This is a genomic window from Bradyrhizobium sp. SBR1B, assembly GCF_014198205.1.
Lineage (GTDB): Bacteria > Pseudomonadota > Alphaproteobacteria > Rhizobiales > Xanthobacteraceae > Bradyrhizobium.
The window spans coordinates 82,016-97,074 of record NZ_JACIHC010000013.1 but is presented as its reverse complement, the minus strand read 5'-3'; the positions used below and the strand labels follow the sequence as shown (position 1 = coordinate 97,074).

The window sequence follows — 15,059 nt, the reverse complement described above, 5'->3', positions numbered from 1 at the left end:
GCGTGCGGCTTGCTGCCGCTTACGCGCGGGCAGTCAATCGCGGGGAGGCAGTCAAGTCAATCAGGCCGGGGAGCGGAAGCTCATCAGGCTGCGGGTCTTGTAGTCATAGAACTTGCCGGTCTCGGTCCAGTCAGGCGCGCACATCGGCACGATGAATTCGGCGACCTGCTCGGGCGTGTCGAGCGTCGCCGGGTCTTCGCCCGGCATCAGCGTCGCGCGCATGCGGGTGCGGACCGGTCCCGGGTTGAACAGATTGACGCGCAGCTTCGTGTTCGCGGTCTCCTGCGCCCAGGCGCGAGCCAGCGTCTCCAGCGCGGCCTTGGACGCCGCGTAGGGGCTGACATAGGCGGTCGCCTTGTTGGCGGCGCCCGAGGTGATGAACACGGCGCGGCCGGCATCGGATTGCTTGAGCAGCGGCTCCATGCAGCGGATCAGCTGGAAGTTCGCGGAGACGTTGACGGCCATCACGTCGGTGAAGGTCTTCAGCTCGATATGACCGATCGGCGAGGAGGGGCCGAGCACGCCGGCATTGCCGACGAGGATGTCGAGCTTGCCGTAGCGTTCGTGCAGGCCGGCGCCCAGTCGCGCGATGCCGTCGGAATCGGTGAGATTGAGCGGCACCAAGGTGGCGCTGCCGCCGAGTTTCCGGATCTCGTCGTCGAGCTCTTCCAGCCCGCCTTGCGTGCGCGCCACCGCCACAATATGCGCGCCGGCCTTGGCGAGTGCGATGGCGGTGGCATAGCCGATGCCGCGCGAGGCGCCGGTGACGAGAGCGATACGGTCAGCGAGGGGTTTTGTCATGGCAGGGTTTTACAGCGGTGGATGGCCGGGACAAGCCCGGTTGAAGCGGAATCCGAGCACATACCCGGTCAGGGCGTGTAGTTCTCGAACTCCCAGGAGCCGAAGAGGCCAACTTTTTCGGCAGTCTCTTTCCAGCTGTTACCCATGCATTTCTGGCAATAGCCCCGCACGTACCGCTCTAGCGCGGGGTAGTCGTATTCCTTGACGAATAGGAAGTGTCGTCCCGGGACATGAGTGTCTTTCATGTTCTCCGCGAACCATTCCGGTGTGCACAAAGTGAATCCAAAGGACTCCTCGCCTGGCTCGCCAGCAGGGCCAACCATTGCGAGGATGTAGATGCCGAATGGCCCTTCAGGCCGAAATGTCTCCAGCGACGGCGTGTCGCTGCACGACAAGTGCCTGAGGTTGGCGACGACGACCATACTCGCGCCGTCAGCTCGCCTCCGCCAGCAGAGACAGCTGCCGGGGCTGCTGCTCGGTCTGGGTCTGGTCGGTGAGGTGGGTCGGATAGGCCCCGGTAAAGCAGTGATCCGAGAATTTTGGATTGGCAGGATCGCGGCCGGGTTCGCCCATGGCGCGGTACATGCCGTCGATCGACAGGAAGGCGAGCGAGTCGGCACCGATGATCTCGCGCATCTCCTCCAGCGAATGCGTCGCCGCGAGAAGACCGCCGCGATCGGGCAGGTCGATGCCGTAATAATCGGGATAGAGGATCGGCGGTGAGGCGAGACGGAAGTGCACTTCCTTGGCGCCGGCATCGCGCATCATGCGCACGATCTTCTTCGAGGTGGTGCCGCGCACCAGCGAGTCGTCGATCAGGATGATGCGCTTGCCTTCGATCGCGGCACGGTTGGCCGAATGCTTCATGCGCACGCCGGATTCGCGGATCGCCTGCGTCGGCTGGATGAAGGTGCGGCCGACATAATGGTTGCGGATGATGCCGAGCTCGAACGGCACACCGGAATATTGGCTGTAGCCGACCGCGGCGGGGACGCCGGAATCCGGCACCGGCACGACGACGTCGATCGGCACGTGGCTCTCGCGCGCGAGCTGCGCACCGAAGGCCTTGCGCACCTCGTAGACCGAACGGCCGTGGACGATGGAATCCGGGCGGGCGAAATAGATGTATTCGAAGATGCAGGGACGCGGCGCCATCGGCGGGAACGGCTTGTGGATGTCCTGGCCGTTCTCGTCGAACACGATGACTTCACCCGGCTCGATGTCGCGGATGAAGCGCGCGCCGATGATGTCGAGCGCGCAGGTCTCCGAGGTCAGGATCGGGCAGCCGTCGAGCTCGCCGAGCACCAGGGGACGGATGCCGCGCGGATCGCGCGCGCCGACCAGCTTCTTGTTGGTCAGCGAGACCAGCGCATAGGCGCCCTCGATCTCGCGCAGCGCGTCGATATAGCGCTCGATGAAGCGGGCGCGCCTGGAGCGCGCGACCAGATGCAGGATCACCTCGGTGTCGGTGGTCGACTGCATCATCGCGCCGTGCTTCACGAGCTCGCGGCGCAGCGTCAGGCCGTTGGTGAGGTTGCCGTTATGGGCGACCGCGAGACCGCCGGCATTGAGCTCGGCGAACAGCGGCTGCACGTTGCGCAGGATGGTGGCGCCGGTGGTGGAATAGCGGACATGGCCGACGGCCATATTGCCGGGGAGGCGGTCGATCACCTCGCGGCGGGAGAAGGTGTCGCCGACGAGCCCGAGGCGGCGTTCACTGTGGAAGCGGCTGCCGTCGTAGGAGACGATGCCGGCGGCCTCCTGGCCGCGATGCTGAAGGGCGTGAAGGCCGAGCGCGGTGATGGCGGCGGCGTCCGGGTGGCCATAGATGCCGAAGACGCCGCATTCCTCGCGCAGCGTATCTCCTTCCAGGTCGTCCTGAACCTCTAGCGCGGCCGGGCCCGGACCGGCGTTTGGATCGAGATCAAGTTGGGCGTCCTGGTCAGGGTGTCGCATCTCGTCCGCGCCTCTCTTTAAGGGCAATCAACGCGCCGCAGGTTTCTCGATCAGTTTCTTCAAACTGTCACGAGCAGGTTTACTGTATCCGTCACCACTGCCCGAAGGCTGCTGCTCGGATTCAGCTTGATCATCATCTGGTTTGTTTTTCTTGAATCTCTTCAAGATGGTGTTCTCGGGGTCGTCAGGCAAGAGGGCCATCAGCCAATCCCCGGTTCCCTGGAGCACGACGCGGGATTTGGCCCCCGTCACCCAGTCCGGGCGTTGCTTGTCCGGAACCAGCCAGGTGAAGAACAGGAAGGCGACCACGACGATCAAAAGCCCGCGAGCCAGGCCAAACAGGAAGCCGAGGGTGCGGTCCAGCGCACCGATCCTGGAATCCAGGATCATGTCGGAGATCCGGACCGTGATCACGGAAACCACGACCAGGGTGCCCACGAACACGCCGGCGACCACGACCACGCTCGCGACGGTGTCGTTGTTGAAATAGGTCTTGGCGGTCGGCAGCAGCTTCGAGAACGAGTACAGCGTCACGATCGCCGCGGCGCCCCAGGCCGCGATCGACAGGATTTCGCGCATGAAGCCGCGGACCATGGCAAGCAGGCCCGAGATCAGCATCACACCGAGCAGGATCAGGTCGAGGAGTGTTACTGGCATCGGCTGGTCTGGTCCGCTCGTACGTCGAAGGTGCTCTAGCGAATCGGTGTTTGGCCGCTGCCCTAAAAGAGGGGCAGACGGCGTTCCCGGCAAGGCCGCAACCACGCAATCCCATGCTGCTTTTGTGACGGCTGTATAGCGGCGGGGGCCTCCGACGTCACCTCCACCTAACCCTCTCCACGGCGGAATCTTGCCGGTGTGGCGTTTTTCTCTGCCGGCGCGTTCGATTCGCCCCGGCGGGAGCCCTTGGCGGCAATCTCTGCGACCAATGTCGTCAGGCTGTTGACCGCATTCAGGGCCAGTCCGGCGTCACCGCCGGCATCCCCGCCTCGGGCCGATTCGGGCAGCACGGCGCGCTTGAAGCCCAGCTTGACCGCCTCCTTGAGCCGGGCCGGGGTCTGCGCCACCGGCCGGATCACGCCAGAAAGTGAAATCTCGCCGAAATAGACCGCATCGGTGGGTAACTGCGCATTAACCAGGGAGGACACCAGCGCGGCCGCGGCGGCCATGTCGGCCGCGGGCTCGTGGATGCGCAGGCCTCCCGCCACGTTCAGATAGACGTCGTGGCCCGACAGCTTGACCCCGCAATGGGCCTCCAGCACCGCCAGCACCATCGAGAGCCGACTCTGATCCCAGCCTACCACCGCGCGCCGCGGCGTGCCGAGCGAGGTCGGCGCCACCAGCGCCTGCAATTCGACCAGGACGGGCCGCGTGCCCTCGATTCCCGCGAACACTGCGGTGCCGGGCGTGCCGAGATCGCGCTCGGACAGGAACAGCTCGGAGGGATTGGTGACCTCGCGCAGGCCAAGGCCCGTCATCTCGAACACGCCGATCTCGTCGGTCGGGCCGAAACGGTTCTTCACGGCGCGCAGGATGCGGAATTGCTGCGAGCCTTCGCCCTCGAACGACAGCACGGCGTCGACCATGTGCTCGACCACGCGGGGGCCGGCGATCTGGCCGTCCTTGGTGACATGGCCGACCAGGATGATGGCCGCACCGGTTTTCTTCGCAAAGCGGATCAGCGCCTGTGCCGAGGCGCGCACCTGCGTGACGGTGCCGGGCGCGGATTCCACCGTGTCGGTCCACATGGTCTGGATCGAATCGATCACGATCAGCCGCGGCACCGCGCCCTCCGACAGCGTCGAGACGATGTCCTCGACCGAGGTCTCGGCGGCGAGCTGCACCGGCGCATCCGACAGCCCCAGCCGTTCGGCGCGCAGCCGCACCTGCGCGACCGCCTCTTCGCCGGAGATGTAGACGATGCGGTGGCCGGCGCGTGCCATCATGCTGGTGGCCTGCGTCAGCAATGTCGACTTGCCGATGCCGGGGTCGCCGCCGACCAGCAGCACCGAGCCGCGGACGAAGCCGCCGCCGGTGACGCGGTCGAGCTCGGTCATCCCGGAGGACAGGCGAGGCGCATCCTGGGTTTTCCCCGAGAGGCTCTCCAGCGCAAACGTTCGTCCCTTGCGCTTGGAGCGGATCGACACCGGCACGCTGCCGCTGGTGTCTTCTTCCGCGAGCGTATTCCACTCGCCGCAGGATTCGCACTTGCCCTGCCAGCGGTTATAGGCCGCGCCGCAGTTCTGGCAGACGAAGGAAAGGGTGTTCTTGGCCATGGGGCGTCAATCGTGCTCAGGGAGATTGCGTCGCGTTCCATAGCATGGAGAGCCCGGCCGCGACCATGATCGCGTCCATCAGCAGGCGGAACACGTCCGGCTTCAGGTGCAGCACGAAGCGTTTTGCGATGAAGGCGCCCGACATCAGCGAGGCGCCCGCGATCAGCCCCTTCATGAAGACATCGCCGGTCAAGGCGCCGAAGCGCTCGAAGGTCACGGATTTCGCGAAGTAGAGGCCGAGCGAGGAGGCCGCCTCGGTGGCGAGGAAAGCGCCCTTGCTGAGTCCGTAGAACAGGAACAGCGGCACGCTGAGCGGGCCGGTCGAGACCACGATGCCGGTGAGATAGCCGATCACGGCGCCGCCGACGGCGAGATGCCAAAGATTGGCCTTGAGGTCGTGCCGCGCCAGCCAGTGCCGCACCGGCACCATCGCGATCAGGAACATGCCGATGGCGAGATCCACCGCATGCGAAGGCAGCGCCAGCAGCGTCCGTGCGCCGAGCACGGCCGCCGGAATGCCCGTGACCGAGTAGGCCGCACAGGCCCGCCAGTCGACCTCGCGCCACCAGGCCAGGATCCGCGAAAAGTTCGCCATCACGGACGCCACCGCCATGATCGGCACCGCCTCCTTCGGCCCATAGGCGTAGACCAGCACCGGCATCAGCATGATCGACGAGCCGGTGCCGACGATGCCTGAGATGGTGCCGGCGACGAGGCCGACGGTGAGGACGAAGAGGAAGGCCAAAACGCTCTCCACGAATCGGGAGAGTTTAGCCGCGGGCAGCGATATGGGCGATTCGTGCTAGGCGAGGGAACCTATTGCGCTGCGCATCGGCATGCCGGTCTGGGCGCCGGCTTTGAGGCATTTCAATGCGGCGGCTTCGCAGCTCACATCGAGCGCAATCTGCAGCGACACGCCTTCGCTCAGCATGGCCGCAAACGCGCCGACAAAGGTGTCGCCAGCGCCGGTCGTGTCCACCGGCGTGATGCGCGGGGCGGGCGCACGCAGGCGGGTGCCGTCGGCCGTCACGGCCAGCGCGCCTTGCGCACCGGCGGTCACGATGCAGGTGAGGTCGCCGGCCCTGGCGAGCTCGGCGGCTGCGGTTTCGTAGTCGGATGCGACGATGCCGATGGCTGCGGCCGCGTCCTGCGCCTCGTGCTCGTTGACGAGGAGATGGTCGGTCACGGCAAGAAGCTTTGTCACCATCTCGCGGGTCATCCTCTCCGGGACGGGCGCGAGATTCCAGACGACGGTGCCGGCGGCCAATGTCGTCCTGCGCGCAGCCTCGAGCGCCTGCGCGAAGGGCACTTCCATCTGAAGCACCAGCACCGTGTCGGGCGTGAAGAGTGCGGCACCAAGATCTCCGGCACTCGCGGCCATGTTGGCGCCGCTCGCCACCGTGATCGCATTCTCGCCGGCCTGATCGACCGTGATGAAGGCGCAGCCGGTCGGCTCGTCGGCCCTGGCGATGAGATCGGCGTCGACACCGTTTGTCCGGAGGTTCTCGATCGCGCTGTCGCCAAACCCGTCCCGGCCGACGCGGCCTGCCATCCGGACTTGACCCGGTCGCGCGATCCGCGCGGCGGCGACAGCCTGGTTGGCGCCCTTGCCGCCGAAATGCGTCTGGTAGGACGGCGCCAGCACCGTCCGGCCGGGGCCGGGAATGATCGGGACCTTCGCGACGAGGTCGATGTTGAGCGATCCGAACACCAGGATCATGGCGGAGAGGCCTTCAGCCTTGCTCGTCCATGACGCGCAGTTTCTCGACCCGGCGGCGGAAATCCTCGTCGGTCGAGAATTCCGCGGAGAGGTAGGACGAGACGAGATCCACGGCGAGCCAGGCGCCGACGATCTGCGCGCCGATGCACATGACGTTGACGTCGTCGTGCTCGACGCTCTGATGGGCGGAATGAACGTCGTGGCAGACCGCGGCGCGGATGCCCTTCATCTTGTTGGCCGCGATCGAGGCTCCGACCCCGGTGCCGCAGACCATGATGCCCCGCGCGGCTTCGCCCGACGTCACCTTCTGCGCCACGGCCCGCGCGATGTCGGGGAAGTCCACCGGCTTGTCGTCATGGGAGCCGACATCGACGATGTCGTGGCCGAGCTTGCGGATGTGGTCGATGACGGTCTGCTTGAGCGGCCAGCCGGCGTGGTCGGATCCGATGACGAGACGCATGTGGTGTCCTTCTTGATTTTGCATTGACCGTGACAGCCGGAAAGCGGCTGTCACGGCTTCTCTTCGTTCAGCTACGCATGTCGGGCGGCAGCTCGACCCCGTGGAATTTCTTGTAGATCGCGTTGAGCTTGCCGTTCTTGACGTTCTCGGTGATCCAGCCGTTGAGCTTGTCCATCAGGCGCTGCTCGCCCTTCTTCAGGCCGATGGCGAGGTCGAAGGTTGCGAGCGGAATCTTCGACTCGAAGATGCGGGCGGGATTCTTGACGCCGATCTGGTTGATGATCGTGGCCGATGTGCCGACGCAATCGACCTGACCGGAGACGGCCGCCGTGACTTCCGTGGCGTCGTCGTCATAGCGGGCGATCGTCAGCTCCTTGTCCTTCATGTTGGACAGGGTGGTATCCTGCGTGGTCCCGCGCGAAACGCCGATGGTCTTGCCTTTCAGGTCGGGCCAGTCCTTGACGTTCATCGACTTGAGGCAGCCGACGTCGGATTGCAGCGTCGCATAACGCTTGGTGAAGTCGATGACCTTGGCGCGCTCGGGCGTCACCGACAGGGTCGAGATGATGATGTCGGCCTTGCCGGTCAGGACGTTCGGGATGCGGGTCGCGCCGGTGGTCTGGATGAATTCGAGCTCGAGGCCCCAGTCCTTGGCGAGCAGCTGGGCCACCTCGACGTCGGAGCCGGTCGGCTTCATGCTGGAATCCATCATGCCCGAGGGCGGAATCGCAAGGTCGGTTGAAATGCGAATCTTCTTGGCCTTCATCACGTCGTCGAGCAGGTCGGCCGATGCCGGCGTGGTGGACAAAATGACGAGGCCGAGCAGCGCGGCGGCGGTCCCAAGCAGTGTCTTGTTGGTCATCCCTAGTTCTCCTCTCCCTGTTATGATTTTAGATTTCCGGTGCCCACGAATTGCGTGAGTTCCGGCGTCGTCGGCGATGTCAGGATCGAGGCGGGGCCGGTTTCGTGAACCTTGCCGCGGTGCATGAACACGATCCGGTCGGCGATCCCTTTGGCAAAGCCCATCTCGTGCGTGACCATCACCATGGTCATGCCGTCCGCCGCCAGCTGCTCGATCACCTTCAGCACTTCGGCGGTGAGCTCGGGGTCGAGCGCAGAGGTGACCTCGTCAAACAGCATCACCTTCGGCTGCATGGCGAGCGAGCGCGCGATCGCGGCGCGCTGCTGCTGGCCGCCCGACAATTGCTCCGGATAGGCGTGCAGTTTCTCCTCGAGCCCGACTTGCGCCAGCACTTTTCGCGCGAGGTCCTTGGCCTGCGAGTGCGCCAGGCCCTTCACCGCGCAGGGCGCCAGCGTGATGTTCTGCTCGATTGTCAGGTGTGGAAACAGGTTATAGCTCTGGAACACGATGCCGACGTCCTGGCGTAGCGCGCGCAGATCGACGTCGGGACGGTCGACCCGATGCCCGCAAACGACGATCTCGCCGCCGTCGACCTTCTCGAAACGGTCGATGCAGCGCAGCGCTGTGCTTTTGCCGGAGCCTGAGCGGCCGATCAGCGCCAGCACTTCGCCGCGCTCGACTGCGAAGCTGACGCCATCGAGGACCCGGAGCGAGCCAAAGCTCTTTTGCACGTCGCGGAGCGACACGATTGAATCGGAGGAGGGGTTCTGTTGCATGTCAGGCTGGCGCGAGGTTGGATCTGCCACGCCCCATCCGCCGTTCCAGCCTCTGGCTGAACAGCGACAGCGGATAGCACATGGCGAAATAGATGACGGCGATGATGGCGTAGATGGCGAACGGCTCGAACAGCGAGTTGTTGACGATCTGGCCGGAGCGCATCAGCTCGACGAAGCCAACGACGGAGGCGAGCGAGGTGTTCTTGACGATCTGCACCATGAAGCCGACGGTGGGCGGCGTCGCGATGCGAATGGCTTGTGGCAGGATAACTTTCATCATGCGCTGGGTCCGGCTCAGCGCCAGGCCTTCGGCGGCCTCCCATTGCGGCTTCGGCACCGACTGAATGCAGCCGCGCCAGATCTCGCCGAGATAGGCGGCGACGTACAGCGTCAGCGAGGCGCCGGCCGCAGCGAGCGGCGACACCTTGAGGCCGATCGCGGCGAGACCGAAATAGCCCAGGAACAGGATGACGAGCAGCGGCGTGCCCTGGATGAGCTGGACATAGACGGCGCTGGCGATCCGCACCGATTTCAGCGGCGAGATCCGCGCGAGCGCGATCACGAACCCGACGATGCCGCCGCCGATCAGCGCGATCACCGACAGGCCAATGGTCCACAGCGCGCCCTGGCCGAGGAACATCAGATGATTGATGTTGAGATGTCCGCCCATGATCATCTCACAATGGCGTGCCGAGCCGGCGACGGCGCGGAAACAGCACGAGGCCGAGACCCCAGAAGCCGGCGCGCATCACCAGCGACAGGATGACGTAGAGAACTGCGACGATGATGTAGGTCTCGAACGCGCGATAGGTATCCGACTGGATGTAGTTGGCGACGGCGGTGAGCTCCTCGGCCGAGATTTGCGAGCAGACCGAAGAGGCCAGCATCAGCAGCACGAACTGGCTGGTCAGCGCCGGATAGACCTTCTCGATCGCCGGCAACAGGATGATGTGCCAGTAGATCTGGAGGCGCGACAGCGCCAGGCCCTCGGCCGCCTCGATCTGTCCGCGCGGGATCGCCTCGAAGCCGGCGCGCATGATCTCGGCGGTGTAGGCGCCGACATTGATCGTCAGCGCGGCCACGGCCACCGCGAAAGCGGAGAATTTCAGCCCCAGACTGGCAAGGCCGAAATAGACCAGGAAGATCTGCACCAAGAGCGGCGTGTTGCGGATGGTCTCGACATAGACCTTGCAGGGGCCTGATATCAGCGCGTTGTGCGTTCCGCGCCCGACCGCCGCGAGCGTGCCGAGGAGGGCGCCGAGCACCGTCGCGAAGGCGGCAAGCTCCAACGTGAGGACGGCGCCGGCGAGAAAGCTCGTCCAACGCTCCAGCACTGCGGGAAAGTCGAGTTGAAGGCTCATCGGCGCCCGTTCAGCCGGTTGTCTGGTTGGTCATGCGGTCGTAGACGCGGAACAGCGCCTGGTTGCCGTTGCTTCCTTCGCCATGCGCGCGCGCATCGACATACTGGCTGGTCACGAGCGCGGTGCCGGGGAGCGGCACGCTGAGCGCCTGCGCATGCTCCTGGACCAGACGAAGGTCCTTGAGCTGGAGATCGATCCGGAAGCCGGCGGAGACGTCGCCGGCGATCATCTGGGGGCCGAGCTTGTCGAGCATCCAGGAGGCGGCGGAGCCACCGAGCAGCACCCGGCGCAGCAGATTGAGATCGAGGCCCGAAGCGCGGCCAAGCGCCAGCGCCTCGCAGATCGCCTGGATGTTGATGCCGCAGATCAGCTGGTTGCAGAGCTTGACGGTCTGGCCGGCGCCGGACGCGCCGACATGCGTGATGGTGGTGCCCATCGCACGAAAGAACGGCTCGGCCTTGGCGAACGCGTCGGCGTCGCCGCCGGCCATGATCGAGAGCGCGGCATTCTTGGCGCCCACCGGCCCGCCCGAGACCGGCGCGTCGACGAAGCTGACGCCGCCCTTTTGCAGGTCGGCGTGGATCTTGCGGACCGCGACCGGCGAAATCGTGCTCATGTCGACGATGAGCTTGCCTGATGGCGGCGACTTCAGCAGGCCGTGCTCGCCGTAGATGGTCGCCTCGACATGGGGCGTGTCGGGCAGCATGGTGATGACGATGTCGGCGCCTTGCGCGGCATCGGCAGGGCTGTCGGCGCGAGTCGCGCCTTCCCTGGCGCTGTCGGCAAGTGCCGCCTCATTGAGATCGAACACGCGAACTGCGTGGCCGGCCCTCAGCAAGTTGCGCACCATCTCTCGGCCCATCGTGCCGATGCCGATGAAGCCGACATTGCCCTTGTCGTTCCGTCCCATGTGATCAGTCCGTTTCTTGGTTGATTGGCTTCTTGGTTGATCGCGCTGCCGCGATCATCCCGAGGCGCTGGTCTTGTCGATGTCGCCGACGATGGCGCGCCGCCGGTACTCGTCGCCGATGGCAAAATGCTTGCGCAGGGTCGCGTCCGCCCGCTCCGGGTCGCGCGCGATAACGGCCTCGAAGATGCGGCGGTGATCGTCGATCAGATAGGTCTTCATCGACGGGAAGGCCTGCACCAGCTCACGGCGGCTGCGATGCGAATGCGTCAACAGGCCGGCCAACGAACCATGCAGGACCGTCAGCGTCTCCGAATGCGAGGCGACGACGATGGCGCGGTGGAAGTCGAAATCGGCCATGCCGCCGGCATCGGCCTCGTCGATCGTCTCGCCGATCTTCACGAGCGCGCGCTGCAGGCGTTCGAAATCGGCAATGTTGGCGCGCTCGCAGGCGAGGCGGATCGCCTGGCATTCGATCGCGACGCGCGCCTGCATGACGTCGTCGAGCATGTCGGCCTGCTGGGCCAGCGCGAAGGTGAAGAAGTCGTTCAGCACCGACACGTCCGGCCGGGTCACCACGGTGCCGATGCGGTCGCGGATCTCGACGATGCCGAGCACGGTGAGGGCGCGTAGCGCCTCGCGCACGATCGGCCGGCTGACGCCCAGGAGAGTTGCCAGCTCGCGTTCCGAGATGAGGCGGTCGCCGGGCTTGAGCGAGCCCGCAAGCAGGCGTTCGCGCAGGAAGGCGAACACCTTCTCGAACCCTTTTTCGCCTTCGGTGGCCCGCTTCAGCTCCATTTCCGTCCCACTGGTCTGATCTTGGTCAGACCAGTATGCTGACCAATGGGCCGAGGTCAAGAGGTTCAGCTCTCAAGCCGGCCTCGGTTCCGACCTTGGTCCACCAGCGGAGCCGCTTTTGGCCGTCGATGTCGACATCGCCCAGTCCGTGATCGGGTCGTCAGGGCGGCATCGAGGCGGCGCTCGCGGCAAACTGGACGGCGAAGCTCGACTATCTCCACATCGACCTTGGCAGCACCTATTCGACGAAGACGTTCATTCTCGACAACGACGAGTTACCGATCCGACATCCGCAACAATGTCGATCGCGTCGGCTTCAACTCAGCGGACGATCCTCGCAGCGATACTGACACCCATTGCGGTCGGAGTTTCGGAAAACGCATCTTGAAGAAATGGTCATTGGTCACGTTGCGGCGCGCTCTCCGGGTTGCCATCATTCGTGCAAACCGCGATCATGATGCCGTGACCCTCACTTCTCTCAGAAGCAATGTCCGTCGCCTCTACGAGGGCGCAACGCCGAGCGGCGTGCGCTTCCGCTACGCGCTGCTCGCCTTCGACATCGTGACGGTGCTGTTCATCATTGCAACCTCGTTCCTGCCTCCCAGTGAGATCGTTGAAACGCTCGACGTCCTGTTCGGCGTCACGTTACTTGCCGACTTCTCGGCGCGGCTTCTGGTCGATCGGCATCCGTTTCGAAAATTCAGTCAACTCGCGACTTGGGCTGACATGGTTGCGATCGTGTCGTTCCTGGCACCGCTTGCCGGCGAGGCGGGCGGCTTTTTCCGGATCCTGCGAACGTTGGGCCTGCTTCGCGACTACCAGATGCTGGTGAGATTGCGCATCGATTCTCCGTTCTTCCGTCGCAACGAAGACGTCATCTTCGCCGTCACGAACCTGGCCGTTTTCATCTTCGTCATGACCGGGATCGTTTACGAGACTCAGAAGTTTCGCAACGATGAGATCCGGAACTATGCCGATGCCCTGTATTTCACCGTCACGGCGCTGACAACGACCGGCTTTGGCGACATTACCCTGCCGGGCACGCTCGGTCGTCTCATCACCGTCGTGATCATGATCTTCGGCGTGACGCTGTTCTTCAATCTCGCACGCGCTCTCCTCAGTCCCCACAAGGTGCGATTTCCGTGCCCGGCTTGCGGGCTCCAGAGGCACGATGCCGACGCCGTGCATTGCAAGGCCTGTGGCGTTGTTCTCAATATTCCCGACGAAGGCGCCACCTGAATCCCCGACGGAGGCATCGTGCCGGTGTTTTGCCCGACGGCAGGCAGGTCGAATTGCGGAATCAGTAACTCATTGATCCGACAGCGGTCGGCTACTGTGTATGGGGTTGTTTTTCATATTTTGGTTGAGGCGTCCTGCTGCTGACAGCATGTTGGCAGCAGGAGCTGGCTATGCCCCAGCTCTGACACAACGGGGAGCGGGTCATGCCGATCGAGGCAAGTTGTCATTGCGGTGAGACGGTGTTCGAGGTGACGGAGGTGCCTTCGAGCGTGACGCGCTGCACCTGCTCGCTCTGTGCCAAGCGCGGCGCGCTGTGGGCCTATTACACGCCGGCGCAGTTTCGTCTGCTGTCACCGCCGGACAATGTCGCGACCTATCTTTGGGGTAGCCGCACCGTCAAACATCATTTCTGTGCAAGCTGCGGCTGCGGCACCTATTCGGAGTCGCCGGACTGGTCGACCGGCAAGCCGGATTTCGACAATCCCAAGGTCGCGGTGAACGCGCGCCTGTTCGACGATTTCGATCTGGAGGCGGTGCCAGTCAACATGATCGACGGCAAGAACTTGTGGTGAGCATGCATGCGCGCCGATGTCCGCAGCACGTTCGTGCTCTTGTCGACAGTTCCTACACCATGGGGCTGGATGCGGGGACGGCGCAGCTTCTGCAAAAGGCGGCGTGGGAGACGGTGTGGACTATTACGGGCGCTGAACTCGCGTGATCTCGTAGGGTGGGCAAAGGCGCACTTGCGCCGTGCCCACCATCTGTCTCCGTAAGCCGGGATTGCGTGGGCACGCTTCCGCCTTCGCTCGTCGAGCTACGGCGGACAAGTCGCTTTGCCCACCATTGAGGTTACTTCAACACCACCCATGCCGGCGCGTGATCGCTGGCGCCATCCTCGCCACGGATCTTCTTGTCGACGCCGGACTTGGCCAGGCGCGGGGCGAGAGCAGGGCTGAGCAGGAGATGATCGAGCCGCAGCCCGGCATCGCGCGGCCAGCGGTTCCGCTTGTAGTCCCAGAACGTGTAGATGCGCTGGTCCGGATGCAGCTCGCGGATCGCATCGCACCAGCCTTGCTCGACCAGCGAAGCAAAAGCTGCGCGGCTCTTTGGCTGGATCAGCGCATCCTTGTCCCATGAGCGCGTCGGATAGATGTCGATCTCTGTAGGCGCGACGTTGTAGTCGCCGGCGAGCACGACCGGCAGATCCTGCTTGATGAAGCTCTTGGCGTGGCGCCTGAGGCGCGCGAACCAGTCCAGCTTGTAGTCGAATTTCGGTCCCGGCTGCGGATTGCCGTTCGGCAGGTAGATGCTCGTGACGATGATCCCGCGCACGGCGGCTTCGATGTAGCGGGCTTCGAGATCGCTCGGTTTTCCCGGCAGGCGGTCGCGGGTCAGAATGGGCTCTGCATTGCGGGCGAGGATCGCGACACCATTCCAGGCCTTCTGTCCGCGCCACACCGCGCCATAGCCGGCCTTTTCGATCGCGGCCGCCGGAAATTCGCCATCACTTGCCTTCAATTCCTGAAGCGCGACGACATCGGGCTTTGCGGCGCGCAGCCATGCCAACAGATTGGGCAGGCGGCGGTTGACGTTGTTGATGTTGAATGTCGCGATCTTCATGTAGAGCTACCGGCTCCTGCCTTCCGTACCCGGAGATACAATGTCCAAGTTGAACTTTGCCGCCATCATCGTCGCCCTCGCGTTCTCCGGGGCCGCGTCGGCACAATCTTCCGACCCGCGCGGCGCGTGCAAGGCAGACTATGACAAATTCTGCGCCGGCATCGCGCCGGGTGGAGGGCGCGTCGTCGCCTGCCTCACCGACAAGCACGACCAGCTCAGCGCGACCTGCAAGGCGGCGCTGGACAACAGGAAGAAGAAGTAAGCGATCCCTTCCGTGTCCCGGACG

The 15,059-nt window shown here is 64.5% G+C and carries 17 protein-coding genes and 1 pseudogene; 3 read left to right on the top strand and 15 right to left on the bottom strand.

Annotated features, from left to right (window positions below; all coding sequences use genetic code 11):
* Positions 1-60: 60 nt before the first annotated feature.
* The 14 genes and pseudogenes from GGD61_RS27515 to GGD61_RS27450 form a co-directional block, all read right to left on the bottom strand.
* Entirely contained in the window at positions 61-801 is a 741-nt protein-coding gene (locus GGD61_RS27515; RefSeq protein WP_092252786.1) for an SDR family NAD(P)-dependent oxidoreductase, read from the bottom strand.
* Between the two features lie 68 nt (positions 802-869).
* Positions 870-1,223, bottom strand: coding sequence for an immunity 8 family protein (locus GGD61_RS27510; protein ID WP_092252788.1), 354 nt, complete (start codon positions 1,221-1,223; stop codon positions 870-872).
* A gap of 10 nt (positions 1,224-1,233) precedes the next feature.
* On the bottom strand, positions 1,234-2,757 hold the full coding sequence (gene purF, locus GGD61_RS27505) for an amidophosphoribosyltransferase (RefSeq protein WP_018317600.1): 1,524 nt from the start codon (positions 2,755-2,757) through the stop codon (positions 1,234-1,236).
* Between the two features lie 27 nt (positions 2,758-2,784).
* Positions 2,785-3,414 carry a CvpA family protein gene (locus GGD61_RS27500; RefSeq protein ID WP_018317599.1) on the bottom strand — a complete coding sequence of 210 codons (630 nt, stop codon included), beginning with the start codon at positions 3,412-3,414 and terminating at the stop codon, positions 2,785-2,787.
* 167 nt (positions 3,415-3,581) lie between these two features.
* Entirely contained in the window at positions 3,582-5,030 is a 1,449-nt protein-coding gene (gene radA, locus GGD61_RS27495; RefSeq protein ID WP_092252790.1) for a DNA repair protein RadA, read from the bottom strand.
* A 16-nt stretch (positions 5,031-5,046) separates the two neighbouring features.
* Positions 5,047-5,775: a sulfite exporter TauE/SafE family protein gene (locus GGD61_RS27490; RefSeq protein WP_092252792.1), complete on the bottom strand. Its 729-nt coding sequence runs from the start codon at positions 5,773-5,775 to the stop codon at positions 5,047-5,049.
* A 57-nt stretch (positions 5,776-5,832) separates the two neighbouring features.
* A complete protein-coding gene (locus tag GGD61_RS27485) occupies positions 5,833-6,750 on the bottom strand; it encodes a ribokinase (RefSeq protein ID WP_092252794.1) in 918 nt (305 codons plus the stop codon).
* Between the two features lie 13 nt (positions 6,751-6,763).
* The gene (rpiB, locus tag GGD61_RS27480) at positions 6,764-7,210 is read right to left on the bottom strand and encodes a ribose 5-phosphate isomerase B (RefSeq protein ID WP_018317596.1); all 447 of its coding nucleotides are present in this window, start codon (positions 7,208-7,210) and stop codon (positions 6,764-6,766) included.
* Positions 7,211-7,277: 67 nt separating this feature from the next.
* Positions 7,278-8,072, bottom strand: coding sequence for a transporter substrate-binding domain-containing protein (locus tag GGD61_RS27475; protein WP_092252796.1), 795 nt, complete (start codon positions 8,070-8,072; stop codon positions 7,278-7,280).
* Between the two features lie 20 nt (positions 8,073-8,092).
* Positions 8,093-8,848, bottom strand: a complete 756-nt coding sequence (locus GGD61_RS27470; RefSeq protein ID WP_092252798.1) for an amino acid ABC transporter ATP-binding protein — start codon at positions 8,846-8,848, stop codon at positions 8,093-8,095.
* Position 8,849: 1 nt separating this feature from the next.
* Positions 8,850-9,518, bottom strand: coding sequence for an amino acid ABC transporter permease (locus tag GGD61_RS27465; protein ID WP_026201880.1), 669 nt, complete (start codon positions 9,516-9,518; stop codon positions 8,850-8,852).
* Between the two features lie 7 nt (positions 9,519-9,525).
* Entirely contained in the window at positions 9,526-10,209 is a 684-nt protein-coding gene (locus GGD61_RS27460) for an amino acid ABC transporter permease (RefSeq protein ID WP_092252800.1), read from the bottom strand.
* A 10-nt stretch (positions 10,210-10,219) separates the two neighbouring features.
* Positions 10,220-11,134: pseudogene (locus tag GGD61_RS27455) on the bottom strand (NAD(P)-dependent oxidoreductase); the annotation flags it as partial.
* Between the two features lie 39 nt (positions 11,135-11,173).
* Positions 11,174-11,914: a FadR/GntR family transcriptional regulator gene (locus tag GGD61_RS27450; protein ID WP_092252804.1), complete on the bottom strand. Its 741-nt coding sequence runs from the start codon at positions 11,912-11,914 to the stop codon at positions 11,174-11,176.
* A 462-nt stretch (positions 11,915-12,376) separates the two neighbouring features.
* On the opposite strand from GGD61_RS27450, the gene GGD61_RS27445 reads away from it, so the two are divergent.
* Together GGD61_RS27445 and GGD61_RS27440 are read left to right on the top strand one after the other, a co-directional pair.
* Positions 12,377-13,153 (top strand): potassium channel family protein, encoded by a 777-nt coding sequence (locus GGD61_RS27445; RefSeq protein WP_092253073.1) that lies wholly within the window; start codon positions 12,377-12,379, stop codon positions 13,151-13,153.
* A 203-nt stretch (positions 13,154-13,356) separates the two neighbouring features.
* Positions 13,357-13,725, top strand: coding sequence for a GFA family protein (locus tag GGD61_RS27440; protein WP_038946492.1), 369 nt, complete (start codon positions 13,357-13,359; stop codon positions 13,723-13,725).
* Positions 13,726-14,002: 277 nt separating this feature from the next.
* Here GGD61_RS27440 and GGD61_RS27435 read toward each other — a convergent pair whose 3' ends face one another.
* Positions 14,003-14,773, bottom strand: a complete 771-nt coding sequence (locus GGD61_RS27435) for an exodeoxyribonuclease III (protein ID WP_092252806.1) — start codon at positions 14,771-14,773, stop codon at positions 14,003-14,005.
* Positions 14,774-14,813: 40 nt separating this feature from the next.
* Here GGD61_RS27435 and GGD61_RS27430 point away from each other — a divergent pair, with 40 nt between their 5' ends.
* A complete protein-coding gene (locus tag GGD61_RS27430; RefSeq protein ID WP_092252808.1) occupies positions 14,814-15,035 on the top strand; it encodes a cysteine rich repeat-containing protein in 222 nt (73 codons plus the stop codon).
* Positions 15,036-15,059: the final 24 nt, after the last annotated feature.